12 protein-coding genes are annotated in these 12,094 nt (G+C 58.5%); 11 read left to right on the top strand and 1 reads right to left on the bottom strand.

Going from position 1 to position 12,094, the window contains the following annotated elements; translation table 11 throughout:
* Nucleotides 1-161 precede the first annotated feature (161 nt).
* Nucleotides 162-701 (top strand): hypothetical protein, encoded by a 540-nt coding sequence (locus EG244_RS19410; protein WP_124966814.1) that lies wholly within the window; start codon nucleotides 162-164, stop codon nucleotides 699-701.
* Nucleotides 691-2,478: a phage terminase large subunit family protein gene (locus EG244_RS19405; RefSeq protein ID WP_124966813.1), complete on the top strand. Its 1,788-nt coding sequence runs from the start codon at nucleotides 691-693 to the stop codon at nucleotides 2,476-2,478. Before EG244_RS19410 ends, EG244_RS19405 begins: the two co-directional genes overlap by 11 nt.
* On the opposite strand, the gene EG244_RS19400 is transcribed toward EG244_RS19405, so the two are convergent.
* Entirely contained in the window at nucleotides 2,475-2,849 is a 375-nt protein-coding gene (locus EG244_RS19400) for a hypothetical protein (protein ID WP_124966812.1), read from the bottom strand. The two genes, EG244_RS19405 and EG244_RS19400, sit on opposite strands and share 4 nt — an antisense overlap.
* A 678-nt stretch (nucleotides 2,850-3,527) precedes the next feature.
* On the opposite strand from EG244_RS19400, the gene EG244_RS19395 reads away from it, so the two are divergent.
* The 9 genes from EG244_RS19395 to EG244_RS19355 all read left to right on the top strand — a co-directional run bounded on the left by EG244_RS19395 (nucleotide 3,528) and on the right by EG244_RS19355 (nucleotide 11,982).
* The gene (locus tag EG244_RS19395; protein ID WP_124966811.1) at nucleotides 3,528-4,115 is read left to right on the top strand and encodes a hypothetical protein; all 588 of its coding nucleotides are present in this window, start codon (nucleotides 3,528-3,530) and stop codon (nucleotides 4,113-4,115) included.
* A 10-nt stretch (nucleotides 4,116-4,125) separates the two neighbouring features.
* Nucleotides 4,126-5,475, top strand: coding sequence for a phage portal protein (locus EG244_RS19390; protein ID WP_124966810.1), 1,350 nt, complete (start codon nucleotides 4,126-4,128; stop codon nucleotides 5,473-5,475).
* Nucleotides 5,472-7,271, top strand: coding sequence for a phage major capsid protein (locus EG244_RS19385; RefSeq protein WP_124966809.1), 1,800 nt, complete (start codon nucleotides 5,472-5,474; stop codon nucleotides 7,269-7,271). Before EG244_RS19390 ends, EG244_RS19385 begins: the two co-directional genes overlap by 4 nt.
* Nucleotides 7,271-7,486: a phage head-tail joining protein gene (locus tag EG244_RS19380; protein ID WP_124966808.1), complete on the top strand. Its 216-nt coding sequence runs from the start codon at nucleotides 7,271-7,273 to the stop codon at nucleotides 7,484-7,486. Before EG244_RS19385 ends, EG244_RS19380 begins: the two co-directional genes overlap by 1 nt.
* Nucleotides 7,487-7,488: 2 nt before the next feature.
* A complete protein-coding gene (locus tag EG244_RS19375; protein WP_124966807.1) occupies nucleotides 7,489-7,815 on the top strand; it encodes a DUF2190 family protein in 327 nt (108 codons plus the stop codon).
* Nucleotides 7,816-7,828: 13 nt separating this feature from the next.
* The gene (locus EG244_RS19370; protein ID WP_124966806.1) at nucleotides 7,829-8,020 is read left to right on the top strand and encodes a hypothetical protein; all 192 of its coding nucleotides are present in this window, start codon (nucleotides 7,829-7,831) and stop codon (nucleotides 8,018-8,020) included.
* A gap of 412 nt (nucleotides 8,021-8,432) precedes the next feature.
* Nucleotides 8,433-8,951, top strand: coding sequence for a helix-turn-helix domain-containing protein (locus EG244_RS19365; RefSeq protein WP_199738039.1), 519 nt, complete (start codon nucleotides 8,433-8,435; stop codon nucleotides 8,949-8,951).
* Nucleotides 8,948-9,343, top strand: coding sequence for a hypothetical protein (locus EG244_RS19360; RefSeq protein ID WP_124966804.1), 396 nt, complete (start codon nucleotides 8,948-8,950; stop codon nucleotides 9,341-9,343). Before EG244_RS19365 ends, EG244_RS19360 begins: the two co-directional genes overlap by 4 nt.
* A 185-nt stretch (nucleotides 9,344-9,528) precedes the next feature.
* Nucleotides 9,529-11,982 (top strand): phage/plasmid primase, P4 family, encoded by a 2,454-nt coding sequence (locus EG244_RS19355; RefSeq protein WP_124966803.1) that lies wholly within the window; start codon nucleotides 9,529-9,531, stop codon nucleotides 11,980-11,982.
* Nucleotides 11,983-12,094 lie beyond the last annotated feature (112 nt).

Genomic DNA, 12,094 nt, shown 5'->3' with positions numbered 1-12,094 from the left:
CTTTCTCTTCTGTGGAGTCGATAAGGCAGCTTCGTTAACTCTATTAACTGTCCTTTGTTCTCAATGGGTTGTGGGTCCCTCCCCCCTAGGGTGCCTCGCGGGGAACGCTGAGCCACACATGTTCGCACTCCCCAATGATTTTGAAAAATGGGAGTCCAAGCATGTTTGATGAATTTGACGATCTGCTGGGCACCCCTGCGCCTCAAAACAGCACCGCACAGCCCCTTCCGGCCCCTTCGCCTGACCTTCCCTTGGAAATGGACGAACGGGCGCTGGCGGGCCTCCTACGGCTTTCCCTGAGCCAAGTCCGCACCAAAGCCCGTGAAGGGGTTTTCGTCCGATCCTCCCGGGGGCGCTATGACGTGGGCCAATCTGTCGGCAATTACGTCGAAAGACTCCGCGAACAAGCCGCCCGCGCTGGACGGCCTGCCGCTGGTGGCGACGATCTGAAGGCGGAAAAGCTGCGCCTGACGAAAGCCCAAGCTGACGCGCAAGAACTGAAGAACCAGCAAGCTGCTGGCGACCTCATCCCGATTGCTGACGTTCGCCGGGAATGGATTGTCACAGCCGCAGACCTTCGGTCGCAAATCCTCGCAATTCCCGCCCGTGTTGCTGCCCGCATGGGCCTGAACCGCGAAGCCGCTGTGACCCTAGAAGACGAAGTGCGTCTGGCTTTGGAGGAACTCAAAGATGAACGCTGATCCATTCCGCGAACTTCGCGCTGAACTCTTCCAAGCCATGCGCCCGCCGCCGCGCCTCGATCTGGGCGAATGGGTGCAAGCAAACGTGCGACTTCCTTCGACTGTCGCGGCCCAAGCTGGGCGCATGACGCTGATGCCGTGGCAGCGGGAAGTGGCGCGTTCGATAGGCGACAACCGAGTCGAACGTGTGACGATCCTGAAGAGCGCCCGCGTGGGTGCAACGCAGCTTATGGTGGCAGGCATCGGGCATTTTGCCCTGAACGATCCCAGCCCCCAGCTTGTCGTCATGCCGTCCGAGTCCGACTGCCGAATGCTTCTAACGTCCATTATCGAACCCACTTTCGCGGCAAGCCCGACCCTGCGCAACGCCCTGTCCGAGAACGTCAGCGGGCGCGATACCATGCTGTCGCGGCACTATCCGGGGGGCAGTCTGGCGCTGGTCTCTGGCGCATCCCCTAAGAACCTGCGCGCCCGAACGGCCCGCGTTCTGTGGCTTGATGAGGTGGACGGCTTGGACGTGTCCGCAGGCGATGAGGGCGACCCCGTTTCGCTGGCGATCCGGCGCACCATGACTTACGGCACACGCCGCAAAATCGTCATGGCTTCTACGCCTGTCGATGAGGCTACCAGCCGGATTGCCCGAGCCTATGAGGAAGGCGACTGCCGCGTCTGGGAACTGCCTTGCCCGCATTGTGGCGACTTCCATGAACTGAAATGGGCCATGATCCAATGGCCTGAGGGCAAGCCGGAAGACGCTTATTTTGTTTGCCCGTCCTGTGGCTGCATCACGCAAGAGGCAGATAAGCCCGCGATGATTGAGAAAGGGCGCTGGCGGGCCACGAAGCCGGAAGTTCTCGGGCATCACAGCTACAGGCTGAACACCTTCGGGGCTTCGATCCTTCCGACCGCCTCTTGGGGCGTTCTGGCTTGCGAGTTCCTTGCCGCGAAGCGCGATCCCGCGACCCTGAAGACGTGGGTGAACACCGTTGCGGGCGAAGTCTGGCGTGATGAATCTGACGGCATAGACGATGCCGACTTGATGAGCCGCCTAGAGCCAATCGGGCTAGACCGCCTGCCGCCTGAGGTCATCGCCCTGACCGCTGGCTGTGACGTGCAGCACGACCGCCTAGAGGTCACGACCTTGGGCTGGACGGCTGACGACAAGCCTCTAGTGCTGGCGCATGAAGTGCTCTGGGGCAACCCCTTCGGGCCTGACCTCTGGCTGGGCTTGTCCGATCTTTTCGGCCGGACTTTCCAGCACCCAAACGGGGGCACCTTGCGCTATGACGCGGCGCTGGTGGACTCGGGTGACGGCACCACCACCGAAGCCGTTTATGAGTTCAGCCGCGCCCGTGCTGGTCAGCGCATCTTCCCATGCAAAGGCATCGCGGGCTTCAGAGAGCCGCCGACCCGTCTGGGCAATGTGCCGGCAAAAAAGTGGGTCCGCCTTCAGCTTGTAGGCGTGGACTCGATCAAGCGCCGCATTCTCGGGCTTGCGACCTCTGGCGGCTTCCGCCTCTCGGATAGCCTCAGCGCCACTTGGGCCGAACAGTTCACTGGTGAAAGGCTGCGCACCCGCTACAGCAAAGGCGTTCCGATCCTCGAATGGCACCGCCTGAGCGGGCGCAGAGTGGAAGCCTTGGACTGTGCGGTCTATGCAATGGCTGCGCGTTCTCTGGTCCCTCTGGACGCCGAACGGCGGGCGGATGAGCTATCCAGCAAGGCAGCACCTAAAGCACCGCCCCGCGTGATTAGAAGCCAGTTTCTAAGCCGTTAAGCCCACTTGGCAGAGAGAAACGCGAGTCCGTTTCTCTCTCTAACACCATCCCTAAAGAAGTATTCTTTCTGAGACAGATCGCCTGCTTGATAGCAGCGCGAAACGCCCCCCTGTGAATCGAAAATGTAATATTTTTTCCCGTCATCAGGAGCAATGAAGCTACAGCTGGGGCCTTCACTCTCTATGGCTGATAGCGCAGCAATATCGCGCCTAACGTCATTTGCGGCGACTGAGCAGACCAACTCGATAAAGGCCATATCGTTCTGATCTAATGCCGCGCGCAATTCCTGAGCCAAGGGCGTGCCTAAATCTTTATTTCTCTCGTCTACTTCGAGCGCGAGTTTTCTTAGCTTTTCCTTATTCTCTTCCACTCTTGGACCTCCCCTGATGACTACTCTTTGACCGCTGAAAGGTCAGCTTTTCACGCTATCGGAAAATCTCAAAGGCCTTCCCGCCTGATCTGCACATAAGGCATAGCCCCGGCTTGAAGCGTTTCAGCAACATGGGCCGCAGTCACGCCCGCGTCTTGGTCATCTATGTCAGCCACGTCAGCCGATGTCGCATAGAAGGGCATGGTCCTGAACCACTCACCACAACGCCCGACTGCAAGGCAGGCGTGCCAACCTTCTACAGCGCGGCCCCGAAACTGAATTTGACGCTCTTCAGCCGTTGCAGGCCTGAGCCACCAATTCCGATGGGGGAAACGCTCTGCAAACTGGCGATCAATCTTAGAAGCCATTGAACTTACTTTCTGTGAGGTCTGCAAAAAGAAACGCCCTTAGCCTGCGCCCGTAAAAAGCAGACTAAGGGCGCGACCGCCGCAGTTCGGAAGGAGGACAAAACCGTCCGGCGGTTTCTTGTGGCAAGGGCGACCTGCGCCGCCCCTGCCGTTTTCTGGTCATCAGGAGATAATGACTACCACTTCCACCTCACACTGTATGACACACCACTCAGCACCATGTAAAGTTAAAAACTTCAGTTTGCAGATTCATTTCTTGACCTTACATTCTCAGCGTGCTTTCTTAGGCTGAGAAAAAAGGAGTTCTGAAATGAACGAAGACGCCAAAGACCCACTTTTCACGCATGTTGAGCCTCTGGTGCAGTTCCGTGCAAAAGACCTCGCCAACGCGCTTGCGCGTGGGGGCGTCCCTTATTCAACGGCATCTGCCCGCATCCAAAACTACAGCAAGCAAAACCTGATCCACGTCCGTGGCCGCGTGGGTGAAGGGAAGAACTCGCCCAATATCTACGGCATCACTGATGTAGCCGCAGCGCTTATGCTGTCGGGCTTGCAGGACTGCGGCGTTGCAGACCAAGAGGTCCTGAACATTGCCAGCAGCGCGCTGTATTATTGGTATCTGGGACAACAGGCCCGCAGCCCTCATCCGATCCTTGCGGCACTCTCTGACACCTTGGACGGCACGGAATGGGCATTGCAGCTTCGCTTCATGCGTCACAGCCAAACCCAAGCCCGCTATGTGCTGCGCAACTTTGGCCGTCTGGACCAAGAAGCCTTCTGGGCTGGCGCTGAAAACGTCAAAGACCCTGAATGGTCATCCGTGGGTGAAGTGCTCATCACGACTGCCCCGCTTCACGCGCTGCGCAGCCTGATTGCACCGCCCGCTGGCATGAACTGAGGGCTAACCCATGGGCCTTCTGTCTCGCCTCTTGAACCGCACCGCCCCCCAAGCCGTCCAGCTTCGCAGCTATGACGCCGCGACCGCAGCCCGGACTCGGTTCAATGGCGGGGCTAACCGCTTTTCCAGCTACGGCCCTGAGACTGTAGCCGCAAACCCTTCGATCCGAAGCCGCGCCCGCCATGCTGCCGCAAACAACGCTCTGGCGGCGTCCGCTGTTAGCGCGTGGGCAACTACGGCTGTCGGCTCTGGCATCATCCCGACCAGCCAGCACCCTGACCCTGAGGTCAGGAAGGCGCTGGACGCCTATTTTTCCAAATGGGCAAAGCAGGCTGACGCCTCGGGCCGCACCGACTTCTTCGGGCTGCAAACTGCCGTGGTGAAGGCACAGCGCGTTGACGGCGATGCCTTCCTGATGTGGCGCGGTCCTAAGCTGGTGCAAATCCCGCCTGAACAAGTCGCTTCAGAACTGAACACTGACACCATCGTCGCAGGCATCGAACTGAACGAAGACGGGCGAGCCGTGGCCTTCCATGTTCACCCTGTGCGCCCTGATGCCATGCAAGCAACCTATGCGCCGCCTGTGCGCGTTGATGCTGGCGAAATGCTGCATGTGATGGAGTCCGCAGGTCCCGGTGCTGTGAGGGGCGTTTCGTCCTTTGCGCCTGTCCTGCTGGCTCTGGCTGAACTGGACGGCACCGAAGACGCGCTGATTACCCAAACCAAAATCGCCGCGCTTCTGAGCGTGATCCTGACCAATGAGAACGACCAAAACGGCCCAAATCCCTTCGAAAACGGGCAAGGACTAGAGCCGGGTTCAGTCTTCCATCTTCCGGGCAATTACCGCGTTGATACCGTTGCGCCTCAGCAAAGCCAGCAAGCGGGCGAGTTCCTTGGGCACCTGACCCGCCGCATTGCCGCTGGCTTGAACGTGCCTGCGCACCTGCTGGACGGCGATCTTCGGCAAGCCAACTATTCCAGCTTGCGCGCCTCGCTGGTGGGCTTCCGTCAGCGCATTGAGCAATATCAGTATCAGACCCTTGTGCCTCAGTTCCTCGAACCTGTTTGGCAGCGGGTGGCAACGCTTGCGGCCCTCGATCTGGGCTTTGAGATTACCGACGATCTGTTTGCCGTCGAATGGATTGCCCCAGCCCAGCCTTGGGTTGATCCGGCCAAAGACGCGGATGCCACCATTTCCCAAATCAACGCGGGGCTTATGTCGCGCCGCCAAGCTGTCGCTGCCCTTGGATATTCCATCGAACAGCTAGACGCAGAAATCGCCGCTGACCGCACCAGAGAAGCCGAACTGGGCCTGTCTTTTGGCGTCAAAAAGCCAGAACAAACAGGAATCCAATCATGAACGTAAGGCTTACAGCAAACCCCGCAAAAGCGTCTCGGATTACCCCGAGTCTGCGCATCGCCCCTTCCGATCTGACCCAAGGTGAACGCCTTTTCCGCGCTATGCCGCGCGTGGGCGATCTGGACGAAGACAACCGCAGCTTCCGCGCTGTGGTGGCAACGGCAACCCCAGTTCAGCGCCGCGATGCCAAGGGCACTTTCTGGGAAGTCTTGGACCCCAAGGGGCTTCAGTTCAACGCAGACGACGACTTCCCGCTGCTGACCGATCACAAGCAAGCCGCCCGTGAAACTGTCGGGCGCGCCTCGGGCCTCACCATTGACGGCCCCAGCGTCAGCGCAACGCTTCGTATCGGCATGGCTGATGACATCGAACCGATCTTCCAACGTGTGAAGGACGGAACCGTCCGCCACGTCTCTGCTGGATACCAAGTTCTCGCATGGCGCGAGTCAAAGAACCCTGACGGCACAAGGACCAAAACTGCCAGCAAGTGGCGGCTTTTGGAGGTCAGCCTTGTGCCTGTTCCTGCTGACCAAAACGCAATCATCCATAGGAGCGCAGAAATGCCCTTTGACCTTCAAACCCGCGCTGCGCTGATTGAAACGCTGCGCACTGCCTGCAATCTGCCCGAGCAATGGGGCGGCGATCTGGCCGAAGAGGCTGTGACCGACGAAGAGGTGCGCGAAGCTGCGCGTGAAGCGATGCTGACCCGTCAGCAACCGCAAATCCGCATCCGTCAGGACCACACCGACCCGGTGCAAATCCAGACTCGCGCTGCCGATGCTCTGGCCTTTCGCATGGCTGGCGGTGAACTGCCTGCGGCTTCGCGTGAGTTCGTGGGCATGTCGCTGCGCGACCTTGCTGCCGATGCTCTGACCCGTGCAGGCACTTCGGTTCGCGGCATGTCCGCTGATGATATTTTCACCCGCGCCGCGCACGGCACCAGCGACTTCCCCCTGCTGGTCTCGAACGCCATGGGCAAGGTTGCGGCCCAAGCCTATCAGGCGGCTGAAAGCCCGCTGAAGGCTCTGGCACGTCAGCGCACCCTTCCGAACTTCAAAGAGTCGACCTCGATCCGCCTGGGCGAAATGGGCCGTCTCGAAGAGATGACCGAACACGGCGAGTTCAAGCACACCAGCCGCGCCGAAGCTGGCGAGACCATGAGCCTGAAGACCTTCGGGCGGGCGATCAACGTCAGCCGCAAGCTGCTGATTGACGACGATCTGGGCCTTCTGGGCGATATGACCGCCGCAATGGGTGCTGCCGCTGCGCAGACCGAAGCTGAGGAAATGGTCGCGCTGCTGACGGCAAACCCGAACCTGTCGGACAGCACCAAAGTCTTCGCGGCTGGTCGCGGCAACTATGCCACCACGGGCAGCGCACTGAGCGAAACGGCTCTTTCGAACGCCCGCAAAGCAATGCGCACGGTCAAAGGGCTGGACGGCAAAACCATCATTGACGCCAAGCCGAAATACCTTGTCGTCGGGCCGGAACTCGAAACCGCCGCAGAAAAGCTGCTGGCTTCGATCTATGCCACCACCTCGGAAGATGTAGCTGCATTCGCTGGCAAGCTGTCGCTTGTCGTCGAACCCCGCCTGACGGGCGCAGGCTGGTATCTGCTGGCCGATCCGGCCCGCGTTGCCTCGCTGCAATATGGCTACCTCGCCGCTGCGCAGGGCGTCCAAATCCAGCGCCAAGAGGCATGGGATACCCTCGGGCTGAAATACCGCGCTTGGCTGGACTTCGGCTGCGGCTGGCTGGACTGGCGCGGGGCTTATCACGCAACGGGCGCTGCCTAATGTCCGGCGTGACGAAACTGCGCGAATACCGCGAACAACTTCAGGATGCCCGTTTCTCGGGCGTCCGCAGCTTTACCGACCAGAACGGCGAGAACGTCACCTATCGGTCGCAGGCTGAAATTGAACGCGCAATCGCAGCGATCGATTCCGAAATCTTCAACCTTCAGCGGGGGCGCAATGCCCTGATCCGCCTTCAGACCTCGAAAGGGCTTTGACCATGAAGAACTACATTCAAAAGGGCGAAACGCTCACCATCCCGGCCCCTGTGACCGTTCTGTCGGGTGAACCCGTCATCGCGGGCGCAATTGTCGGCATCGCCTCTGGTGACGCTCTCAGCGGCGCTGCTGTCGATGTGGCGACCTCGGGTGTGTTCGAACTGCCGAAAGTGGCAGCAAACGCCTTCGCCCTCGGCGCGCCCGTCTATTGGGACGCAGACGACAAGCTGGCGACCAGCACCGCAACCGACAACACGAAGCTGGGCGTGGCTGTCGCCGCTGCCGCTGCTTCGACTGCAACTGTCCAAGTCCGCCTGAGCGGCTTCTGAGAGGAACAAGGCAATGGCTAAACTCTATGCAAAGAACCTGATCATCCTTGAAGGCGACGTTGCCATTCCGGCGCGCACTGTCTTCGATGCTACCCCTGCGCAGGCCAAGCAGTTCGACAAGCTGGGTGCTGCCCGTCCTGCGACTGCTGAGGAAGTGAAGGCATGGGCTGACGCTGAAGCCGCTAAAAACGGTATGGCGGTCTGATGTGGTTTGAGGGGCGTTCTGGCTTCGGAATGCCCCTTATCCACAAGCACAGCAAAATGAGTCCTACGGACGATTCTTTGTTGTCGCATCCAGCCCGCCGCTGTCCGCTGTTCGCCTGCTATGTGGCAAGCCACTCACAGCGAACAACGGCGCGCCGGACGCTCCTATAAATAGAGTGAGAAGGGAAACACGCTTTTTCCCTTGCCCTGTTGAATCGTGAGCGAAGAAATTCTGACATCGAGCGAAGAAATTCTGCATTCGACCGAAGAAAAACGTTGAAAAATCTTCGCTCATCCTGCAACGTGGCTTCGGATGAGTGGTAGGAAAACCAGTCTAAATCTTCGGTGGAGCGAAAGAAACGATGTCCTTGAATTTACGGAAGTTAGAATACTCGCCAAACGAAAACCCCTTCATGGGTGGCTCTGAGATTCAGACCCGTCACAAGACGGTTCGGACACGTTCTGCCCCTAAAGACCTGATGGACCCCGAGACGGGCGAAGTCGTCGGTTCGAGCATCATTCACGTCATCGAAGAGAAAGACGAAGAGCACTTTGTGAAGGTGTTTGCTGAAGGCGTCCGCGCGGCTTTCGATCTGAGCAAGACCGGGGCGCGCGTCTTCCAAGCTGTGCTGGGCGAATATCAGAAGTCGAAGCTGACGGGCGGATACTCGGACAGCGTGAGCCTGATCTGGTTCGATGACGGCTTGAATGGTCACGCCTTGGATATGAGCGACCGCACCTTCCACAACGGCCTGAAGGAACTAATCGCCAAAGGCTTCCTGAAGCCGAAGCTGCCGAACCAGTATTGGGTCAATCCGGCTCTGTTCTTCAAAGGCGACCGCGTGGCCTTCCTGCGCGAATACAGGGTGAAGAAGCGCAACGCTGTCGAACGGTCTGCAACTGACCTCATCGAACAAAGCGCAACCCCATGAAATACACCTTAGGCACAGCCGCAAAGGCAACCGGAAAAGCGAAGTCCACAATCCTAAGGGCAATAAAAACAGGAACAATTAGCGCGCACAAGGACGGAAACAACTATGAGATAGACCCTTCCGAACTGCACAGGGTGTTTCCTCGAACAGTTGCGGAAAACGTGCCATCGAACGTTACGCAACCACTTGAAGAACAGGACGCAACCCTTCGAATCCGCTTAGAAATCCTTGAAAAGGAACGTGAGCGGGAACGGGAACAGATGCAGGCGACAATAGACGATCTGCGCACCCGCCTAGACCGCGCTGAAGACCGTGTGACGGCCCTGCTAGCCGCACCAGAGAAAGCCCCAGAACCTGCGCCCGTAAAGCGCCGCTGGTGGCCTTGGAACTAAAAACCTGAGGGGACAAACCACCTCGGGCAGGGCGCGCAAAGCGCCTCAAATAAAAAAGGACAGCCAGAAAACTGGCGTCTGAGAATCTGAGAAGAGGACGAACGCAATGGCGATGAACGCTCAAATGAAAATGGGCTGCTTTGGTCTCGCAAACCAAAACAGCCCTTACCTCGAAAGGTCTATCAATGCCCGTAAACCATACCGCAAAAAGCGATCTGTCGCAACTTGATCTGCACGACGACTTCGAAGACCTGCTGGGGCCGAACCCCAATGTGGTCCCGCTGCTTGCCAGCAATGAAAGCGTTGCCCTCGAACTAGCCAAGAGGGGTTTTGTCGTCTTCCCGATCCGCCAATGGGGCGACGAAGACGGCTGGAAGCCGATTGCTGGCTTCCCGACTAAAGCGTCTAAGGACGCTGCCCAAATCCGCGCATGGTGGAAGAAGTGGCCCGAAGCCCGCGTGGGCCTTCTGGCTGGTGCGCGCAACGGCCTGACCGTTCTGGACGTGGACGTTAAGAACGGCAAAGACGGCACAGAATCCCTTAAAAACATGGGGCTTTCTGATCTGGCTGCAATCACACCGTTTCGCGTTCGAACACCTTCTGGCGGCTGGCACCTGCTGTTCGAATACACCCCGAACGTCAAAAGCACCGTGGGAAAAATCGGTGAAGGCTTGGACGTGCGGAACGATAACACCTTCATTATCGCGCCCTACAGCCTGAAGGACGACAAGCGGTATGAGGTCAAAGGCGACCATATCTATCGCCACTCCAAGTTCCCGGCCATTCCTGCGGCGATCATGAGCCGCGCCCCTTTGCGTGACGATGACGAAGAGGACCTGCTGGGCACTCTGGTCACGATCCAGAAGGCCAGCCCGTGGCAGATGGAACGAGCCACAGAGATGCTGGAAGCCCAAGCTGAAATCGTGGCAAGCGCACCTGACGGGCAGCGCCAAGCCACACTGAATAACGCAGTGCTGCATTGTGCAGGTCTGGCCGCACATGGGGCTTTGACAGAAGAACAGGTGCGCGCCGCTCTTATGCCTGCTGGTGAAGCCTGCGGCCTTTCTCAGCGTGAGGTCAGCACCACCTTCAAACACGCTTGGGCCGATGGGCTGAAGAAGCCTGTGCAGTTGCCTGTCGATTGTGAAGATGAGTTCGAAGACTATGGCGACGAAGAAACCGCGAAAGCCCCGTCTGTCGTAAGCGACGAAGCGGGCGGCTGGCATATTGACGCCTTCAGCGTGACCCAAGAGCCCGACCTGTCGCAGGACCAGCTTGCCCTTGATCTGGGCAAAGCCGGGCTGAACAAGAATGGGCGCTATCTCGCAGAAATGGGGGGCTGGATTCTCTGGGACCCTATCGGGCAGCGATGGGCCGTTGCCAGCGGTATGCAGCACATGCGCATTGCCCGCGACTTCGTCCGCGCCAAGGCAAGGCTGCTGACAGAATGGGCTGAAGCCAAGGCCGTTGACCTAAAGCCGAAGGACGCTGAACAGTTCGTCCGCGCTGCGAAAGCGCAGTCCAAGGCAATGAAGCAGGACGCTGCAATCGCGGCTGTCGAACGTCTGGCACGGTCAAACAAGGCTTCCCTCAGCACCATTGACCAATGGGACGCTGACGACTTCCTGCTGGGAACGCCTGCTGGCACTGTTGACCTGCGCACGGGTGAACTGCGCCCCGCGAAACGGTCAGACTACATCACGAAGCAAACCGCTGTCGCACCAGAGGACGCAACCCCTCGCACTTGGCTGAAATTCCTGTCGGAAATTTTCCCGCATGATCCTGAAATGGTGAATTTCATTCAATGTTTGCTGGGATATTCGCTCACAGGTTCGACTAAAGAGCATCGCTTCTTCATGTTCACTGGCGGTGGCCGCAACGGCAAGGGAACGCTGTTGAACACCTTCCAGAAAATCATTGGCGACTATGCAAAGGGCATCCCGACGACAACCCTTTTGGAGTCTCGCAACCCGCAACACGCCCAGTCTTTGGCCCGCCTTCAAGGCGCGCGTTTCGTGCGCGGTGCTGAACTTCCTGTCGGGCAAGTCTGGAATGAATCTCTACTGAAAACGCTGACGGGCGGGGATGTCATTACGGCGAACCACATGCGCCAGAACTCTTTCGACTTCGTGCCCAAGTTTACCCTGATTGTGGACGGCAACACAAAGCCCAGAATCCGCACCACTGACACTGCAATGAAGGCGAGGATGACCCTTGTGCCGTTCGAAGCCAAATTCAGTGGGCGCGAAGACAAGTCACTGCCACAGCGCCTGCAAGCCGAAGCCGGGGCAATCCTGCGCTGGTGCATCGAAGGCGCTGTGGCATGGCAGAAGGACGGCCTGCGCATCCCTGAGACCGTTGCCAAGGCATCGCGGGAATACTTGGAAAGCGAAGACCGCTTGTCGGGCTTTATCGCTGAGGAAGTGGAACGGGATAGCGCGGGTGCCGTGCCGCTTCAGCGGCTTTACGTCCTCTATTGCCAATGGTGCGAAGAAGAGCGGGAAACAGCAATGTCCAAACGCAGCTTTGGTGAAGGTCTGGTTGAGCGGGGCTTCCAGAAGAAGAACGGCACGGGCAACGTGGTTCAAATCGTGGGCCTGAAGCTGAAGATCGAAGATGATCTGGGGGCAAAAGCATGACCCGAGTTAATGAAGTTAACGATCTGTCCTTATCGACTCCTATCAGCTTAACGAAATTCCTTTCTCTCTTTCTCTTCTGTGGAGTCGATAAGGCAGCTTCGTTAACTCTATT

It is taken from the genome of Falsigemmobacter faecalis, from assembly GCF_003863335.1.
GTDB lineage: Bacteria > Pseudomonadota > Alphaproteobacteria > Rhodobacterales > Rhodobacteraceae > Wagnerdoeblera > Wagnerdoeblera faecalis.
The sequence above is the reverse complement of the archived record's forward strand: the minus strand, read 5'-3'. Positions and strand labels throughout refer to the sequence as shown.

What these genes read in the sequence shown, in the direction of transcription:
- EG244_RS19375 (WP_124966807.1), top strand. Translation starts at nt 7,489, where the DNA reads ATGAAGAACTACATTCAAAAGGGCGAAACGCTCACCATCCCGGCCCCT.
- EG244_RS19405 (WP_124966813.1), top strand. Translation starts at nt 691, where the DNA reads ATGAACGCTGATCCATTCCGCGAACTTCGCGCTGAACTCTTCCAAGCC.
- EG244_RS19365 (WP_199738039.1), top strand. Translation starts at nt 8,433, where the DNA reads ATGGGTGGCTCTGAGATTCAGACCCGTCACAAGACGGTTCGGACACGT.
- EG244_RS19380 (WP_124966808.1), top strand. Translation starts at nt 7,271, where the DNA reads ATGTCCGGCGTGACGAAACTGCGCGAATACCGCGAACAACTTCAGGAT.
- EG244_RS19360 (WP_124966804.1), top strand. Translation starts at nt 8,948, where the DNA reads ATGAAATACACCTTAGGCACAGCCGCAAAGGCAACCGGAAAAGCGAAG.
- EG244_RS19385 (WP_124966809.1), top strand. Translation starts at nt 5,472, where the DNA reads ATGAACGTAAGGCTTACAGCAAACCCCGCAAAAGCGTCTCGGATTACC.
- EG244_RS19370 (WP_124966806.1), top strand. Translation starts at nt 7,829, where the DNA reads ATGGCTAAACTCTATGCAAAGAACCTGATCATCCTTGAAGGCGACGTT.
- EG244_RS19355 (WP_124966803.1), top strand. Translation starts at nt 9,529, where the DNA reads ATGCCCGTAAACCATACCGCAAAAAGCGATCTGTCGCAACTTGATCTG.
- EG244_RS19410 (WP_124966814.1), top strand. Translation starts at nt 162, where the DNA reads ATGTTTGATGAATTTGACGATCTGCTGGGCACCCCTGCGCCTCAAAAC.
- EG244_RS19395 (WP_124966811.1), top strand. Translation starts at nt 3,528, where the DNA reads ATGAACGAAGACGCCAAAGACCCACTTTTCACGCATGTTGAGCCTCTG.
- EG244_RS19390 (WP_124966810.1), top strand. Translation starts at nt 4,126, where the DNA reads ATGGGCCTTCTGTCTCGCCTCTTGAACCGCACCGCCCCCCAAGCCGTC.